Annotated in this window: 17 protein-coding genes; 2 read left to right on the top strand and 15 right to left on the bottom strand. The window is 73.1% G+C overall.

Annotation, left to right across the window (positions count from 1 at the left end; all coding sequences use genetic code 11):
• Window positions 1-31 precede the first annotated feature (31 nt).
• The 7 genes from JQX11_RS18905 to JQX11_RS18875 form a co-directional block, all read right to left on the bottom strand.
• Window positions 32-862 (bottom strand): carbohydrate ABC transporter permease, encoded by an 831-nt coding sequence (locus JQX11_RS18905; RefSeq protein WP_204926290.1) that lies wholly within the window; start codon window positions 860-862, stop codon window positions 32-34.
• Window positions 859-1,845, bottom strand: a complete 987-nt coding sequence (locus JQX11_RS32610) for a carbohydrate ABC transporter permease (protein ID WP_204926289.1) — start codon at window positions 1,843-1,845, stop codon at window positions 859-861. The genes JQX11_RS18905 and JQX11_RS32610 overlap by 4 nt, the downstream gene beginning before the upstream one ends.
• Window positions 1,842-3,131: a sugar ABC transporter substrate-binding protein gene (locus tag JQX11_RS18895; protein ID WP_204926288.1), complete on the bottom strand. Its 1,290-nt coding sequence runs from the start codon at window positions 3,129-3,131 to the stop codon at window positions 1,842-1,844. Before JQX11_RS18895 ends, JQX11_RS32610 begins: the two co-directional genes overlap by 4 nt.
• A gap of 300 nt (window positions 3,132-3,431) precedes the next feature.
• Window positions 3,432-3,719, bottom strand: a complete 288-nt coding sequence (locus JQX11_RS18890) for a GlsB/YeaQ/YmgE family stress response membrane protein (RefSeq protein ID WP_204926287.1) — start codon at window positions 3,717-3,719, stop codon at window positions 3,432-3,434.
• Between the two features lie 213 nt (window positions 3,720-3,932).
• On the bottom strand, window positions 3,933-4,220 hold the full coding sequence (locus tag JQX11_RS18885) for a GlsB/YeaQ/YmgE family stress response membrane protein (protein ID WP_204926286.1): 288 nt from the start codon (window positions 4,218-4,220) through the stop codon (window positions 3,933-3,935).
• A gap of 354 nt (window positions 4,221-4,574) precedes the next feature.
• Window positions 4,575-6,452 (bottom strand): translation elongation factor 4, encoded by a 1,878-nt coding sequence (gene lepA / locus JQX11_RS18880; protein ID WP_088644374.1) that lies wholly within the window; start codon window positions 6,450-6,452, stop codon window positions 4,575-4,577.
• Window positions 6,453-6,577: 125 nt separating this feature from the next.
• On the bottom strand, window positions 6,578-7,114 hold the full coding sequence (locus tag JQX11_RS18875) for a DUF4240 domain-containing protein (protein ID WP_204926285.1): 537 nt from the start codon (window positions 7,112-7,114) through the stop codon (window positions 6,578-6,580).
• Window positions 7,115-7,204: 90 nt separating this feature from the next.
• Here JQX11_RS18875 and JQX11_RS18870 point away from each other — a divergent pair, with 90 nt between their 5' ends.
• A complete protein-coding gene (locus JQX11_RS18870) occupies window positions 7,205-8,248 on the top strand; it encodes a phosphotransferase family protein (protein WP_204926284.1) in 1,044 nt (347 codons plus the stop codon).
• A gap of 175 nt (window positions 8,249-8,423) precedes the next feature.
• Window positions 8,424-8,690 carry a 30S ribosomal protein S20 gene (rpsT, locus tag JQX11_RS18865; protein WP_088644372.1) on the top strand — a complete coding sequence of 89 codons (267 nt, stop codon included), beginning with the start codon at window positions 8,424-8,426 and terminating at the stop codon, window positions 8,688-8,690.
• Between the two features lie 167 nt (window positions 8,691-8,857).
• On the opposite strand, the gene JQX11_RS18860 is transcribed toward rpsT, so the two are convergent.
• The 8 genes from JQX11_RS18860 to nadD all read right to left on the bottom strand — a co-directional run bounded on the left by JQX11_RS18860 (window position 8,858) and on the right by nadD (window position 17,029).
• Entirely contained in the window at window positions 8,858-9,286 is a 429-nt protein-coding gene (locus JQX11_RS18860) for a hypothetical protein (protein WP_204926472.1), read from the bottom strand.
• Window positions 9,287-9,390: 104 nt separating this feature from the next.
• Window positions 9,391-10,371 (bottom strand): DNA polymerase III subunit delta, encoded by a 981-nt coding sequence (gene holA / locus JQX11_RS18855; RefSeq protein ID WP_204926283.1) that lies wholly within the window; start codon window positions 10,369-10,371, stop codon window positions 9,391-9,393.
• Between the two features lie 273 nt (window positions 10,372-10,644).
• Window positions 10,645-13,002 (bottom strand): ComEC/Rec2 family competence protein, encoded by a 2,358-nt coding sequence (locus JQX11_RS18850; protein WP_204926282.1) that lies wholly within the window; start codon window positions 13,000-13,002, stop codon window positions 10,645-10,647.
• A complete protein-coding gene (locus JQX11_RS18845; RefSeq protein ID WP_204926281.1) occupies window positions 12,999-13,715 on the bottom strand; it encodes a ComEA family DNA-binding protein in 717 nt (238 codons plus the stop codon). The genes JQX11_RS18850 and JQX11_RS18845 overlap by 4 nt, the downstream gene beginning before the upstream one ends.
• A 629-nt stretch (window positions 13,716-14,344) precedes the next feature.
• Entirely contained in the window at window positions 14,345-15,196 is an 852-nt protein-coding gene (locus JQX11_RS18840) for a DegV family protein (protein ID WP_204926280.1), read from the bottom strand.
• 95 nt (window positions 15,197-15,291) lie between these two features.
• A complete protein-coding gene (locus JQX11_RS18835) occupies window positions 15,292-15,921 on the bottom strand; it encodes a histidine phosphatase family protein (RefSeq protein ID WP_204926279.1) in 630 nt (209 codons plus the stop codon).
• Entirely contained in the window at window positions 15,918-16,322 is a 405-nt protein-coding gene (gene rsfS / locus JQX11_RS18830; RefSeq protein ID WP_204926278.1) for a ribosome silencing factor, read from the bottom strand. The genes JQX11_RS18835 and rsfS overlap by 4 nt, the downstream gene beginning before the upstream one ends.
• A gap of 110 nt (window positions 16,323-16,432) precedes the next feature.
• Window positions 16,433-17,029 (bottom strand): nicotinate-nucleotide adenylyltransferase, encoded by a 597-nt coding sequence (gene nadD, locus JQX11_RS18825; protein ID WP_204926277.1) that lies wholly within the window; start codon window positions 17,027-17,029, stop codon window positions 16,433-16,435.
• Window positions 17,030-17,039: the final 10 nt, after the last annotated feature.

The raw sequence follows: 17,039 nt of genomic DNA, 5'->3' as shown, positions 1-17,039 counted from the left end.
ACGGCCGGGCGCGGGTGGTCGGCGTCCCGGCTCAGCCCTTGACGGCGCCCGCCACCAGACCGGAGACCATCCGGCGCTGCACCAGCAGGAAGAAGACGATCACGGGGAGGGTGAACAGGGTGGAGGCGGCCATCACCGAGCCCCAGGCGGTGTCGTCGCGGCCGAAGAAGAAGGTCATCGCCACCGGCAGGGTGTAGCGGCTCTGGTCGTTGACGAAGGTCAACGCGAAGATCAGCTCGTTCCAGGCGGTGATGAAGGAGAAGATGCTGGTGGCCACCAGGCCGGGCGCGACCAGCGGGAAGAGGACCTTGCGGAAGGTCTGGACGCGGCTGGCCCCGTCGATGGCGGCGGCCTCCTCCAGTTCCTTCGGCACGGCCGCGACGAAGCCGCGCAGCATCCACACCGCGAACGGCAGCGAGAAGCCCAGGTAGGTGAGGATCAGGCTGGGCAGGGTGTTGTAGAGGCCGAGCCGCTGGATCATCAGGAACAGCGGGATGACCAACGCCTCCAGCGGGATCATCTGCACCACCAGCAGCATGATCAGGAAAGTGGTCCGCAGCCGGAACCGGAACCGGGCCACCGCCGTCGCGGCCAGCAGCGCCACCAGCCCGCTGAGCACGACCGTGCTGACGGCCACCAGCACGCTGTTGAGCAGGAAGTCGCCGAAGGTCACGCCCGGGATCAGGTTGCCGGTGAGGATCTCCCGGTAGTGCTCCAGGGTGGGGTGGGCCGGGACCGGCCGGGGGGTGGCCGAGAAGATCTCCCGGTTCGGTTTCAGCGAGGTGGCGACCATCCAGTAGACCGGGAAGGCGGCGAAGAGCGCCACCAGCAGGCCCGCGCCGTTGAGGGCGACCTTCTTCACGACGCGTCCTCCTGCCTGAGCACCATCCGGACGTACATGCCGGTCACCACCAGCAGGATCAGCGTGAGGATGACCGCGATGGCCGAGCCCACGCCGTACTTGGGCGGCGGGGAGAACGCCTCGGCGTACGAGTAGATCGACAGCATGAACGTCGGCCGGTCCTGGGTGCCGCCGGCCAGCACGAACTGTTGGGTGAAGACCTTGAAGTCCCAGATGGTGGAGAGCACCACCAGGATGCCGAAGACCGGCCGCAGCAGCGGAAAGGTGATCTTCCAGAACACCGTCCACGGGCCGGCCCCGTCGACCCGGGCCGCCTCGTGCAGCTCGCTCGGCACGCTCTTGAGCCCGGCGAGCACGCTGACCGCGATGAACGGGAACGAGTGCCAGACCACCACCAGGGTCAGGATCGCGAAGAACAGCAGCGGCGAGTTGAACCAGCCGTAACCCGACCAGTCGGTGCGGCCGAAGAGCGCCTGCGACAGCCCGTCCGGCAGGGCGTTGAACGCCCAGGTGACCAGGCCGGAGGTGTCATCGAAGATCCATTTCCAGACGATCGTGCCGGTCAGCGCCGGGGTGGCCCAGGCCAGCATCACGCAACTGGCCACGAAGGTGGCCATCTTCCGGCCGAGCCGGTGCAGCAGCAGCCCGACCAGGGTGCCCAGCACCATCGTCAGCAGCACGTTCGCCGCCGCGAAGAGCACGGTGTTGCGCAGCACCGTACGGAAGAACGGGTCGCCGAGGATCTGGGTGTAGTTGGCCAGCCCGACGAACGGCCACTCCCGGTCCCCGCGCAGCTGCCGGACGCTGTTGAGCCGGAAGAACGACATCGCCACCACCTGGCCCAGCGGCCACAGCAGCAGCACCCCGATCACGACCAGGCAGGGCAGCAGGAGCAGGTACGGCAGGCGGTCCACCCGGGGCCGCCGCCGCGTGGGGGTGTCCCGGGCGGCGGCCGTCGCAGGGTGCTCGGTCCGGGTGCTCACTTGGCGTTGAGGATGCTTTCCATCTCGGCGGCGGCGTCGGCGGTGGCCTGCTGCACCGACTTCTGGCCCTTGATGACCGAGCTGTTCATCGCCTGGGTGACCGTCTTCGTCCGGCTGACCTCCACCCACTTCGGGGTCAGTGGGGTCACCCGGGTGCGCTGCATGGTGCTGGCGAACGCCGCCATCAGCTTGTCGTCGGCGTAGTCGCCGCCCTGTACGAGGTCGGAGTAGACCGGGAAGAAGCCGAGGCTGCCGGCGAAGGTCTTCGCGTTCTTCTTGCTCAGCAGCACGGTCAGGTAGTCCCAGGCCAGGTCCTGCCGCTCGCTGTCCTGCCAGAGGGCGACGTCGGAGCCACCGGCGAAGGCGGGGGCCGGGCCGCCGTCCGGGCCGGGGATCGGGAAGGTCCCCCAGACCTTCTCGATGTCGGGGTTGTCCTTCTTGATCGCGCCGGCCTGCCAACTGCCGGCGAAGGCCATCGCCGCCTTGCCCGTGGCGAACTGGGTACGGGCGTCGATCTCGTTCCACCCGGCGGCGGCCGGCGGGGCGACCTTGTGCACGGTCACCAGGTCGGTCCAGAACTTCACCGCCCGCTGGGCCTGCGGGCTGGTGTAACCGGACTTCCAGGTGCCGCCCTGGTCGGTGGCGATCTCGCCGCCGGCACCCCAGAGGAAGGAGTAGAAGGGCAGTTCGGAGTTGCCCGGCAGGGCGATGCCGTAGCTGCCGGGCTTCTTGGCCTGCACCGCCTTGGCGACCGAGACCAGCTCGTCCCAGGTCTTCGGCGGCTGCACGCCGGCCTCGGCGAACCAGTCGGTGCGGTAGTAGATCGCGCGGACCCCGGCGTACCAGGGGACGCCGTACTGCTTGCCGTCGAGTTGCGCGTTGCGCACCAGGTCGGGCAGGACGTCCCGGCCCTCGGCCCAGCCGCCGAAGCGGCCGGAGATGTCGGCGAGCGCCTCCTGGGCCGCCCAGCCCTGGGTCTCGGTGTTGCCCAGCTCGGTGACGTCCGGGCCCTCGCCGCCGGCGAGCGCCGCCTGGAACTTCTTCGGTGCCTCCAGCCAGGGTATGTACTGGACCACCACGTCGGTGTCGGGGTGCCGCTGCCGGAACTCGGTCTCGACGCCGTCGAGGAACGCCGTCTGGGCGTCGCTCCCCTCGCCCATCATCCAGACCGTCAGCTTGCTGTCGTCGGCGGCGTCGTCGTCGCCGGAACCGCCGCAACCGGCGAGCACCATCGCGGCCGAGGCCACGACGGCGGTGACCGGGGCCAGCCGTTTCCACCTGTTCACGCCACTTCTCCCTCGCACCGTCCGGCACTAACCTTCTCTGCCGCACCCTAGTAGGAAAATTTCCTTTACGACAGGGGGCGGGTGCCGCCCCGCACGGGCGGACCGCCGACGGTGCGGCGGCCGGCGGCGGGGCGTTCGGCGAGGCGACCGTATCGCAGGCGGGGGCCGCTCTGGCAGGCCCCGCGACGACCCGTCGGGATCGACGGTCACCATCCGGACGAGCGAATGCCCGCCCCCGAACCGGGGGCGGGCATCCGCTGAGTTGGTCCGTGCCGGCCGGTCACCGACCGGCGGGCGGGGTCACCGGTGGCTGACGCCCCGACGGCGACCCACACCGGCCACCAGGGCCACGGCGATGGCGGCGAGGACGACCTGCACCAGCAGCTCGGCCCAGTCGATGCCGGCGGTCTGGGTGGCGATACCCATCGCCCGGGCCAGCACGGTGCCCAGCAGCGCGGCGCCCACACCGATCAGCATGTGCAGCCAGATCGGCATGTTCTGGCGGCCCGGCACGACCAGACGGCCCAGAGCGCCGACGATGAGACCAACAACGAGCGCGGTGATGATGCCCCAGACGGTGAACTCCACGGCCGTCCTCCTTCAGTAGATATGTCATTGGTGAGGTGTTTGTTGCTGTGGTGATCGGTAGGTTCCCGAAGCGGATAATTTCCAAACCGACTCCGGTAACGATCTGGTCTAGACCGCCCGTCACCGGCGACGGCCCGCGCCGCCCGGCCCCCCACACGCCAGCGGGCGCCCGACCCCGTGGGGTCGGGCGCCCGCTCAGCGGTGCCGCTTGACTTACCGGTGGGTGACGCTGCGGCGGCGACCCACACCGGCCACCAGGGCCACGGCGATGGCGGCGAGGACGACCTGCACCAGCAGCTCGGCCCAGTCGATGCCGGCGGTCTGGGTGGCGATACCCATCGCCCGGGCCAGCACGGTGCCCAGCAGCGCGGCGCCCACACCGATCAGCATGTGCAGCCAGATCGGCATGTTCTGGCGGCCCGGCACGACCAGACGGCCCAGAGCGCCGACGATGAGACCAACAACGAGCGCGGTGATGATGCCCCAGACGGTGAACTCCACGGTCGCCCTCCTCCTGAAGATTGAGTCACACGGAATGTGTGGTTCCTGTCGTGACAGCTAGATTCCCGAGCCGCCGGAAAACCAAACCGACTCACCACCACACATGTCGCCGCACGTCGATCCGACGCCACTGCGTCGGTTTGCCGGCCGTCGATGTCCGCGCAGCTCAGGACACTCGCGCCAGCCCATCCGGCGGCGACGCCGGGGCGGAAAAATTCGTCCGTACGACACCGGGGCCGCGCACGCAGACGGCCGGCGGCCCGGTCGGAGCACCGGGGCCGCCGGCCGTCGTGGGTACCGGGACCGGCCGGGCCGCGCGGGGCGCGGCCGACCCGATCGGGCGTACGCGCCCGACTACTTCTTGCCGGCCGGCTTGGCGTCGGCGGAGTCCGAGGAGAGCGCGGCGATGAAGGCCTCCTGGGGGACCTCGACCCGGCCCACCATCTTCATCCGCTTCTTGCCCTCCTTCTGCTTCTCCAGCAGCTTGCGCTTACGGCTGATGTCACCGCCGTAGCACTTGGCGAGGACGTCCTTACGGATGGCACGGATGGTCTCCCGGGCGATCACCCGGCTGCCGATGGCCGCCTGGATCGGCACCTCGAACTGCTGGCGCGGGATCAGGTTGCGCAGCTTCGCCGCGATCGTCGTGCCGTAGTTGTACGCCTTGTCCTTGTGCACGATCGCGCTGAACGCGTCCACCGGCTCGCCGTGCAGCAGGATGTCCACCTTGACCAGGTCGGACGCCTGCTCGCCGGAGGGCTCGTAGTCCAGCGAGGCATACCCCTTGGTACGGCTCTTGAGCTGGTCGAAGAAATCGAAGATGATCTCGGCGAGCGGGAGGGTGTAGCGCAGTTCCACCCGGTCGGCGGAGAGGTAGTCCATGCCGAGCAGGCTGCCCCGCCGCCCCTGGCACAGCTCCATCACCGCGCCCACGTAGTCGTTCGGGGTGAGCACGGTGGCCCGCACCACCGGCTCGTACACCTCGGCGATCTTGCCGGTGGGGTACTCGCTCGGGTTGGTCACCACGATCTCCTCGCCGTCGTCGGTGATGGCCCGGTAGACCACGTTCGGCGCGGTGGAGATCAGGTCGAGGTTGTACTCCCGCTCCAGCCGCTCCCGGATGATCTCCAGGTGCAGCAGGCCGAGGAAACCACAGCGGAAGCCGAAGCCGAGCGCCCCCGACGTCTCCGGCTCGTAGTCGAGCGCGGCGTCGTTGAGCTTGAGCTTGTCCAGCGCCTCGCGCAGGTTGGGGTAGTCCGAGCCGTCGATCGGATAGAGGCCGGAGTAGACCATCGGCTTCGGGTCCTTGTAGCCGCCGAGCGCCTCGGTGGCCGGCCGGGCGTTGATGGTGACGGTGTCACCGACCCGGGACTGGCGGACGTCCTTCACCCCGGTGATCAGGTAGCCCACCTCGCCGACGCCGAGCGCGTCGGCCTTGACCATCTCGGGGGAGATGACGCCGATCTCCAGCAGCTCGTGCACGGCGGCGGTGGACATCATCTTGATCCGGTCCCGGGCGCTGATCCGGCCGTCGATGACCCGGACGTAGGTGACCACGCCCCGGTAGACGTCGTACACCGAGTCGAAGATCATCGCGCGGGCGGGGGCGTCGGCGTCGCCGACCGGCGGGACGAACTGCCTGACGATCTCGTCGAGCAGGTACGGCACCCCGTCACCGGTCTTGCCGGAGACCCTGATGCAGTCGGCCGGGTCGCCGCCGATCAGGTGGGCCAGCTCCTCGGCGTACTTCTCGGGCTGGGCGGCCGGCAGGTCGATCTTGTTGAGCACCGGAATGATCTTGAGATCGTTCTCCAGCGCCAGGTAGAGGTTCGCCAGCGTCTGCGCCTCGATTCCCTGGGCCGCGTCGACCAGCAGCAGCGCCCCCTCGCAGGCGGCGAGCGACCGGGACACCTCGTAGGTGAAGTCCACGTGGCCCGGGGTGTCGATCATGTTCAGGACCGCCTGCTCACCGGCCCGCTCGCCCTCGCGGATGGTCCACGGCATCCGGACGGCCTGGCTCTTGATGGTGATGCCGCGTTCGCGCTCGATGTCCATCCGGTCGAGGTACTGGGCGCGCATCTGCCGGGGATCGACCACGCCGGTGAGCTGCAACATCCGGTCGGCCAGGGTCGACTTCCCGTGATCGATGTGGGCGATGATGCAGAAGTTCCGGATGCGCGCCGGGTCGGTGGCACCAGGAGCGTTCGCGCCGGGATCGAGCGTCGGTGGCACAGCGGTCCGTTCTGGTCGGCTGACGTGAGCGGGCCGACACGCCGCCGGCCCCCTCTATGCTCCCACGTCGCTCCGAACCCGGTCCGATCACTCCTCGGGTACCCGGCGGCGGCCCCACCGGCGGCTCACTCCTCGGGCGGCTCGACGAAGAGGGCGGCGAGCTTCGGCAGCCGGCGGCGGGCCTCCGCCTCGTCGTCGAAGTCCCAGAAGTCGTTCAGGTCCGGCATCCGCACCGGGTCCCGCTGCGCCGGCAGCTCAGCCGCGGTCGCCTTGCGGTACGCGTCCCACGGCACCGCCAGCATGTCCTCGCACTCGAACTCCTCGCCGCTGAGCGCCGCCGACCGCACCCGGGGCAGCCCCGCCAGCGAATCCGGGTCGCTCACCGCGGCGGCGAAGACCGCCCGACCCTGGGTCATCAGCCAGCCCCGGAAATACTCGAACCCGTCGTCGGAGGCACCTCCGTTGATCAGGTACGCCGCGCCCCACAGGTCGACCCGGTACGAGGCGGCCAGCACCCGCTGCTGGTGGTGCGCGTACCCGACGATGTCCTCCGGGGTGCGCTCGGCGAGCAGCGCCACCGCCCGCGCGGCGACCGCGTCGGCCTCTCCCCCGGCCCCGGCACGGGCCTGGTCGATCAACTGCCAGAAGTCGTCGGTCCTCATGGCTCGGAGTCTCCCAGACCCGCGCCGACCCCGGCCGCACCCGGCCGGGGGCCGGTCACCGGGCCCGGCCGGACCGGGCACGATGGTGGGGTGTCCGCGACGCCGCCGCCGTACCACCAGACCGCCGTGCGACCCGACTGGCGGGACCTGCCCGACGGCCTGCGGGAGGCGGTCGGCGGCCGGCTCGGCGCGTCGGTGGTCGCGGCCCGGACCGCGACCGCGGGCTTCACCGGCGGCTTCGCCGCCGTGCTCACCACGGCCACCGGCGCGCGGGTCTTCGTCAAGGCCGCCGACCTGGCCCGCCAGCGTCACCTGGCCGACTGGTACGCCCGGGAACTGGCCGTCCTCGCCCGGTTGCCGGCCGACCTGCCGGTGCCCCGCCCGCACTGGGCGCTCGACGCGGCCGGCTGGTACGCGGTCGGCCTGGACGCCGTCGACGGGCGGACACCCCGCCTGCCCTGGGACCCGGCCGAACTGGACGCCGTGCTCGCCGGGTACGCCGGGGTCGCCGCCGCGCTGGCCGACCCACCCGCCGGGCTGACCGCACTCGGCCTGCCCCGGCTGGCCGACCTGGCCCGCTCCGACATCCTGTGGTGGGAGGAGGTGGCCGCCGGACGGGAGCCGGTGCCCCCGCTGATCCCGCCGGCCCGCGACCGGTTACCCGAACTCGTCGCGCTGGAGTCCCGCCTGCCCGGGTACGCGGCGGCCGCGCCCGGCCTGGCTCACGGCGACCTGCGGGTGGACAACGTGCTGCTGGACCCCGCCGGCCGGGCCTGGTTCTGCGACTGGAACTGGCTGTGCCACGGCCCCGCGTGGTTCGACCTGGCCGGCCTGTTGATCACCGGGTACGCCGACGGGGCCGGGCTGGACGCCGTCTTCGCCGCCCATCCGGCAGCGGTCGACGCCCCGCCCGACGCCCTGGACGTGACCCTGGCCGCGCTCGCCGGCTACTACCTCACCGCCGCCGGCCCACCGGCGACGGCCGATCCCGCCTCGGGCGCGGGGACGGTCGGGCCGGGCGCCGGGCCGGCCGGCGGGAACCCGGCGGGCACGTCCGCGCTGCTCGGGGCGCACCGGCGGTTCAGCGGGGAGCAGGCGCTCCGCTGGCTCGCCGCCCGGCAGGGCTGGCACTGACGCCGACCGGCCCGGACCGGTCGGCCACCGGCGGCGGGCCGGCCCGGTCTCGTGCGGGCAGGGCGTTTTGGCTCGTCCCGGCCGACCTGGTAGCCTGGCTTTTCGCGTGGCGATGGCGCATGCTCGTCGCACGCGGATTGCAGACCAAACCGAGCTATCAAGACGAGGCTGTCGCGTGGCGAACATCAAGTCCCAGATCAAGCGCAACCGGCAGAACGAGAAGCGCCGGCTGCGTAACAAGTCGGTCAAGTCGTCGCTGAAGACCGCCATCCGGAAGTTCCACGAGGCTGCGGAGGCTGGTGACACCGAGAAGGCCACCACCCTGATGCGTGACGCCGCCCGCAAGCTCGACAAGGCCGCCAGCAAGGGCGTCATCCACGCCAACCAGGCGGCCAACCGGAAGTCGGCCATCGCGAAGCGCGTCGACTCGTTCTCGGCCTGACCGAGCGACCCACACCTGACCGAGAGCCCCGGGGCACCACCCCGGGGCTCTCGGCTGTGTGTTTCCCTGACGAGGGTGTGCTGCCATCTCCCTGGCGGTGGCGCGCTGCGACGGCAGCCCGCGCCCCGTCCCGGGTGCGTCGCGGCACGACGACGACCGTGGTCGGGCTAGCCGTGGTACCGCCGGGAGCTCAGCGGCGGCCCGGTCGGCCTCCCCGGTGCGGGCGCGTCGGTGACCACCGTGCCGGGCAGCGGGTAGGGCACCGGGGCCCGCCCGACGACCGGTTCGAGTTCCCGCCGGAACCGGTCGCGTTCCTGCTCCGGCACCAGTGCCGCCGAGTGGACCACCCGCCCGGCGACCTCGTCGTTGAGTTTGACCATGATCGCCACCGCCAGCGGCAGCACCGCCACCGCCCACCAGCTCACCAGCTCGGCCAGGGCGAGGAGCACCGCGAACGCCACCGCCCCCTCGAAGAAGAGGAAACAGAGCACCCCGCCGGGGTTGATGATGCGCAGGCCGAGCAGCCGGGCGTAGAGCGGCCGGTAGCGGTGGTCGTCCGCCGGTACGACCGACCATCCGGGTCCGCCGCGCCCCACCACCGGGTGGGAGGGGCCGGTCACCCGCCCACCGTGCCCCGCCACCGGGCGGGAGGGGCCGGTCACCCGCCCACCGTGCCCCGCCACCGGGTGGGAGGGGCCGGTCACCGGGCGCTGCCCCGGCGGGCGGCGGCGACCGAGAAGACCGCCTTCTCCAGGGCGTATCCCCGGTCGTCGGCGCCGCCCTTGACCGCCGCGTTGCACTCGGCCGCCGCCCGCATCGCCTCGACCAGGCCCTCCGGGGTCCAGCCCCGGGCCCGCTGCTGGGCATTCTTGATCTTCCAGGCCGGCATGCCGAGGGTGCTCGCCAGCTGGTAGGGGTCGCCCCGGCCGGCGGCGGCGACCCGGGCCACCGTGCGGACCCCGTCGGCGAGGGCATCGGCGATCGGGACCGGATCGACCCCGACGTGCAGGGCCCAGCGCAACGCCTCCAAGGCGGCCGGCACGTCGCCGATCATGGTGGCGTCGGCGACGGTGAAGCCGCTCACCTCGACCCGACCCCGGTAGTAGCGGGCCACCATGTCCGCGCCGATCCGCCCGTCGGTGTCGGCGAGCAGTTGCGAGCAGGCGGCGGCCAACTCCCTCAGGTCGGTGCCGACGGCGGCGATCAGCGCCTCGGCCGCGTCGTCGGTGCACCTGCCCCCGCCCTGGCGGATCTCGTCGCGGACGAACGCCACCCGCTCGCGGTGCCCCTTGAGCTTCGCGGCCGGGACGACCGTGGCACCGGCGGCCCGCAGCCCGTCGGCGAACGCCTTGCCCTTGCCGCCGCCCAGGTGCAGGGCCACCAGTTGGACGTCCGGATCGGGATTGCGGGCGTAGTCGAGCAGCGCGGTGACCAGGTCCTTTCGGGCGTCCTGGGCGGAGCGGAGCACCAGCACCCGCCGGCCACCGAACAACGAGGGGCTGAGCATCTCGGCGATCTCGCCCACGGCCAACACCCCGGCCTGGTACTCCCGGACGTCGACCTGCGGGTCGACGCTGCGGGCTTTCGCCACGGCTTCGGTCACCGCGCGCGTGGCGAGCAGCTCCTCGTCGCCGAGGACGAGCAGAATAGGAGCAAGGTCGACGCCGGTCACGTCGCTCATCTTGGCACGGCTGGGCGGAGGATCGCGCCTGCTCATCGACGGCTGCGACGGCCCACCCCGCACTCAGCGCAAATATAGACATTTACCTCGATTGACAGCTAGTGCACGCAATATCCATTCCAGTCCAGATTTTCTCTCGCTTCTGTTCCCCTCGGGTGCCGGGTCGACAGGCCCCACCGCCGGGTCACCTGGACGCCTGTCCACCCTGGTTCCGCCGGGACGCCGGTCCGGCGGGTCACCGGCGACCCGGCGGGTCACCGGCGACCCGGCAGGTCATCGGCGGCCCGGCGGCAGGCCCCGGTTGACCACCGCGAGCCGGCCGGAACGCACCACCACCGCCACGTCCCCGTCGGTGTCGGTCCGCAACACCCGCACACCGGAGCGGGCAAGCCGGTCGAGGATCACCGGGCTCGGATGCCCGTAGTCGTTGTCGACGCCCACCGGCACCAGCGCCACCGCCGGCCGGACCGCGTCGAGGAAGGCCGGGTCCTGGTAGGCACTGCCGTGGTGGGCCACCTTGAGCACCTCGGCCCGCAACGCGTGCGGCGGCACCCGGTCCAGCAGTGCCCGTTGCTCCTCGGTCTCCGCGTCCCCGGGCAGCACGACGCGTACGCCGGCCACCGTGGCCCGTAGCACCAGCGAGTTGTTGTTCGGGTCGGACCGGGTGCCCCGCAGCGGGTAGGGCGGCCCGAGAACGACCACCTCCACCCCCGGCGACCGGTACGACCAGCCGGCCGCCGGCGCCACCTGACGCGCCGGCCCGACGGCGGCCGCCACCAGCTCCCGCCCCGCCACCGGCTCGGTCAGGGTCGGGGTGAGCACCGTGGCCACCCGCCGCCCCCGGGTCACCCCGGCCACGCCACCGACGTGGTCGGCGTGGAAGTGGCTCACCACCAGCAGGGAGACCTCGCGCACCCCGAGCCGCCGCAGGCAACCGTCCACCGCCGACGGCTCCGGACCGGCGTCCACCACCACCGCCCGGCCGTCCGCCACCGGCAGCACGACGGCGTCCCCCTGACCGACCGCGCACGCCACCACCACCCAACCGTCCGGCGGCCATCCGCTCGCCACCAGCCGGACCGGCAGGGTGCCCAGCACCACCGCCGCCGCGCCGACCGCCACCAGTCGGCGCACCAGCGGCCGGCGGACGGCCAGCAGCAGCCCCAGGGTCAGCCCGGCCAGCAGCAACGCGCCCGGCAGCCCGCCCGGCCAGGGCAGGGTGCCGGCGGGCAACCGGGCCCCCACCCGGGCGACGGTGACCAGCCACCAGGCCGGCCAGCTCGCCAGCCAGGCGGCGAACTCCGCCCCGGCCGGCCACGCTGGCGAGATCACCGCCGCCGTCACCCCCAGCACCGTGGCCGGGGCGATCGCCGGCACCACGAGCAGGTTGGCCGGCACCGCCACCAGGCTCACCGTGCCGGAGATGCCGGCCACCACCGGCCCGCAGGCGAGCTGGGCCGCCGCCGGGACGGCGAGGGCCTCCGCCAATCCGGCCGGTACGCCCCGCCGCCGCAGCCCGTCGCGCCAGCCCGGGGCGAGCAGCAGCAACCCGCCGGTCGCCAGGACCGACAGCGCGAAGCCGGCGTCCCCGGCCAGGTCCGGGTCGACGAGCACCAGCACGGTCACCGCCGCGGCCAACGCCGGCAGTGTGGCCCGGGGCCGCCCGACCGCCAACGCGGCCAGCCCGATCGCCCCCATGGTGGCCGCCCGTACCACGCTGGGCGAGGGACGGACCAGGACGACGAAACCGATCAGGGCGAGCCCGCAGAGGACCGCCGCCAGCCGGGGGCCCGCACGGGCCCACCGGGCCGCCAGCAGCACCGCACCGACCACGATCGCCACGTTCGACCCGGAGACCGCGTTGAGGTGGGTCATCCCGGTGGCCCGGAAGTCCTCCTCCACGGTGGCCGGCAACCGGCTGGTGTCCCCGACGACCAGGCCGGGCAGCAGACCACCCTGCTCGGGCGGGAGCGGGGCGCAGGCCCGGTGCAGACCGGCCCGCAGGGTGCCGGCGGCGCGTTGGAGCCACGGCGGGGGCCCGTCCCGGACCGGTGGGCCGGACACGGTCAGCACGGCGGCGGTGAGGTCGCCGCCCCGGGGCGCGGCGAGCCTGCCCTCGACGGTCAGCCGCTGCCCCGGCAGCAGACCCCGCCAGGCCGGATCGGTGGCGAGCACGAGCAGGCGTACCGGGAGCCGGAGGCGGTGGCCCTGCGGATCGGTGATGGTGCTCGACTGCGCGGTGACGAGCAGGGTCGCCGGACGGCCGGGCGCCCCGCGTACCGGCCGGGGATCGTCGCGGAGTACCAGGTCGACGGTGACCCGGGCCCGGTCGTCGACCAGTGGGCGCAGTGGTGCGGCGTCGCGCACGTGCAGCCGGGCCGCGGTGGCGGTGCCGCCGCAGACCACGCCGAGCAGCACGGCGACGGCGATCCAGCCGTAGCGGCGGACCGGGGCGGCCGGGGTGCCCAGCACCGCGAGCAGGTGCGCGGTGAGCAGGGCGGCGAGGACGGCGGCACCTGCGGCGAGCAGGACCGCCGTGCGGGTGGTGAGGTGCAGGCAGGCCAGCGCCGCCAACCAGGCCGCCACCGCCAGCCCGGCCAGCCGCAGGTCGGGTGCCCGGTCGGTGGTCACACCGTCACCAGGTCCTTGAGCTGTTCGTACCGGGCGTCGCCGATGCCGTCGACCTGGCGCAGGTCGCCCACGCTGCGGAAGCCGCCGTGCTGGTCGCGGTGGGTGAGGATGCGTTGGGCGAGCACCGGGCCGACCCCGGGCAACGCGTCGAGCTGGGCCACCGTGGCGGTGTTCAGGTTGACCCGGCCACCCGGCACCGCCCCGCCGGGTGCCGCCGCCGGCCCGGCCGGGGCCGCACCGGAGCCTGCCGCGTCGGGTGGGGCGGTGACGCCGACCAGGATCAGCTCCCCGTCGGCCACCTTCCGGGCCGGGTTGAGCAGTGCCACGTCGGTGCCGGGCAGCGCCCCGCCGGCCGCCTCGACCGCGTCGGCGACCCGCGCCCCGGCCGGTACCCGGACCAGACCGGGGCGGCGGACCCGGCCGGCCACCGCCACCACCAGCTCGCCGGTCGGCGCGACGGCCGCGCCGGACGCGGGCCCGCCGGAGGACTCCGGCCCGGCCAGGGTCGTCGCCGGGCGCACCGGTTCCGGCTGCGGGCGGGACCGCCAGGCCCAGAATCCCGCGCCGAGCACCACGGCCACCGCCACGACCGCCAGTGCCCGGACCCCGCGCCGGCCGGGGTCGAAGACACCGGGACCGGGCAACCGGGCGGCCGGTGCCAGGTCGTCACCGTCGGCGGGATGCCGGTGGTCCGGGTCGCCGGGGCGGAACACGGCCGGATCGTCCCCCGCACGACGCCGTGCACCGGCGTCACGAAGGCCCTCGTCGTGGCGACGTGCACCGGCGTCACGAAGGCCCTCGTCGTGGCGGCGTGCACCGGCGTCACGAGGGCCGTCGTCGTGACGACGTGGACCGGCGTCGGAAGAGTCATCGTCATACCGGCGTGGAGCGGCGTCGGAAGGGCCGTCGTCATGCGGCCCTGGACCGCGTGGAACACCGTCGAGGTAGTCGCCGAGGTCGAGGGAGCCGGCGTCGCGGAAACCGGCGTCGGTGGCCGGCCGGGGACGGCGGCGGGCCGACGTCCCGGCCGTGTCCGCCTCCGGCGGCGACGCCCCACCGGCACCCGGTATGCGCGACGCCGCCGGCCGGTACGGGCGGGGTGGCGGCTGCGGCGGGTCCGCCGTCCGTGCCACCGCCGACACCCCTGCGGTCAGCCGGTACAGCCGTCCCCGCACCCTGGTTTCCTCGTCCTCCGACACGGCGCGACGTTAGGCCGGTGGGCGGCACCCGTTGCGGCCGGCGGAGGTCGGCTGTGGACGGCGACGGCGGCTGTGGACAACCGCCTGATCATGGCCGGATCTGCTATGCGGACCCCGACCGACGGGCACGGCGGCCGACCCGTTCAGGCCTGCCGGCGGTGGATCACGACACCGGCCAGGCCCGGCCCGGCGTGGGCGGCGACCACCGCACCGGCCTCGGAGACGTACGTGTCGTGCAGGCGGTCGCCGAGCCGGGCGGTGAGCGCCTCGACGAGGTGCTCGGCACGGTACGGGGCGGCGAGGTGGTGCACCCCGAGGTCCACCTCGGCATCGGCGGCGGCCTCGACCGCCAGGTCGATCAGGCGGGCCATCCCCCGGCTGGCGGTACGCACCTTGTCGCGCACCACGATCGCACCATCCGGCATGTGCATGATCGGCTTGACCGACAGGGCGGTGCCGAGCAACGCCTCCGCCGCGTTGATCCGGCCACCCCGGCGCAGGAACTCCAGCGTGTCGACGTAGAAGAAGATGGTGGTGCGGTCGACGGCGGCCAGCGCCGCCGCGCGTACCCCGGGCAGGTCGACGCCCGCCTCGGCGGCACCGGCGGCGGCCAGCGCCGGAAAGCCCAGCCCCATGCCGGTGGACCGGCTGTCGACCACCTCGACGCGGTCGCCGACCTCGGCGGCGGCGAGCCGGGCCGCCTCGACCGTGCCGGACAGCTCGGCCGACAGGTGCACCGACAGCACGCCGTCCGCGCCGTCGGCCAGCAGCCGCCGGTACGTGGCGGCGAACTGCGCCGGGGACGGCCGGGACGTGCTCACCGAGACCCGCCGGCCGCCGAGGGCCCGGGTGGCGTCGGCAGGGTGGGTCTCCACCCCCTCCAGCCCCTCCGCGCCGTTGAGTACGACGGTCAGCGGCACCACGGTCAACCGGTGCGCCCGCACCGGCCCGGGTGGAAGGTAGGCGGTGGAGTCGGTGACGACCGCGACGGACATGCCCGGCACGCTAGCCGATGCCGGGACCGCCCGCCCCGGCCGGCCGGCACGGACCTCCCGGACCGGTCGACCCGGGGCGGTGCGGACCGGTCGGTTCAGACCGGCTCGGCCGGTGGCGGCGGGGTGAGCGGGCCGACGTTGTGCGCGCGCAGGTGCCAGCCCCGCAGGTCGTTGTGGCGTAGTTCGGTCCAGTGGCAGTTGGCCAGCGAGCCGATGCTGCGCAGCACGGTGTGGTCCCAGCCGAGGAGCTGACCGACGCCCTGCCGGGCGGCGCCACCGTGGGTGGCGACCACGACGGTGCCCCCGTCGGCCAGCTCGACGGCGGCGAGCAACGCCTCGCCGACCCGCTTGCCGAGGTCGTCGAGGGGTTCGATGCCCGCTCCCGGGTCCGGGTCGCCGGCCCGCCACCGGGCGTGCTCGGTGGGGAACCGGGCGGCGGCGTCGGTGAGGGCGAGGCCCTGCCACTGGCCGAAGTGCCGTTCCCGCAGCCGGGCGTCGGGGCGGACCGGCTGGCCGGTGAGCCGGGTGAGCGTGGCGGCGGTGTCGGCGGCGCGGCTCAGGTCGGAGGCGACGACGACGGCCGGGCGCAGCGCCGCGAGCAGCGGGGCGGCGGCGCTGGCCTGCTCCCGGCCGAGGTCGTTGAGGGGTACGTCGATCTGCCCCTGCACCCGACCGGCGGCGTTCCAGTCGGTGTTGCCGTGCCGCCAGATGATCAGGCGGGTCATTCGGCGGCGGCACCCGCGGCGTCGGCCTCGACCAGGTCGCGGTCGACGAACGGGAGCTGGGGGCAGTCCTTCCAGAGCCGGTCGAGGGCGTAGAACTCGCGTTCCTCGGTGTGCTGGACGTGGACCACGATGTCGACGTAGTCGAGCAGCACCCAGCGGCCACCCCGCTCACCCTCGCGGCGAATCGGCTTGGCCTTCTCGGGCAGCTCCAGCAGACGCTCCTCGACGGCGTCGACGATGGCCATCACCTGACGCTCGTTGGGCGCCGAGGCCACCAGGAACGCGTCGGTGATGGCGAGCTGGTCACCCACGTCGATGATGACGATGTCCTGCGCCTTCTTGTCGGCCGCGGCCTGGGCGGCGGCCATCGCCAGCTCGTGAGCGCGTTCGGAAACTGTCACCGTTCTCCTTCGATCAACAGTGCGACCCGTCAAGCGTCTCACACCCGGCGCGGAGACGACTTGTCAGTTCTGGCCGCTTACCGGGACGAAGTAGCTGTAACCGGGCGTAATCACCGCTGGTAGAGCCGTCGTTTCGCGATGTACTGCACCACACCGTCGGGCACCAGGTACCAGACCGGTTCCCCCCGGCCGACCCGCTCCCGGCAGTCGGTCGAGGAGATCGCCATCGCGGGCACCTGCACCAGGCTGACGGTGTCGGCGGGCAGGTGCTTGTCGGTCAGCTCGAACCCGGGCCGGGTCACCCCGATAAAATGGGCCAGCGCGAAGATCTCGTCCAGATCCTTCCAGGACAGGATCCGCTCCAGCGCGTCGGCGCCGGTGATGAAGTGCAGTTGCGCCTTCGGGCCGTACTCGTGGTGCAGGTCCCGCAGGGTGTCGACGGTGTAGGTGGGGCCGCCGCGGTCGATGTCGACCCGGCTGACCTGGAACCGGGGGTTGGAGGCGGTGGCGATCACCGTCATCAGGTAGCGGTCCTCGGCCGGGCTGACCGGGGTGTCCGCCTTCTGCCACGGCTGCCCCGTCGGCACGAAGACCACCTCGTCCAGGGCGAACCGGTCGGCCACCTCGCTGGCCGCCACCAGGTGACCGTGATGGATCGGGTCGAAGGTGCCGCCCATGATGCCGATCCGTCGGATGTCGTCCTCCACCCCATGATCG

The sequence above is a fragment of the Micromonospora humida genome (genome assembly GCF_016901255.1).
GTDB classification, from domain to species: Bacteria; Actinomycetota; Actinomycetes; order Mycobacteriales; family Micromonosporaceae; genus Micromonospora; species Micromonospora wenchangensis.
The sequence above is the reverse complement of the archived record's forward strand: the minus strand, read 5'-3'. Positions and strand labels throughout refer to the sequence as shown.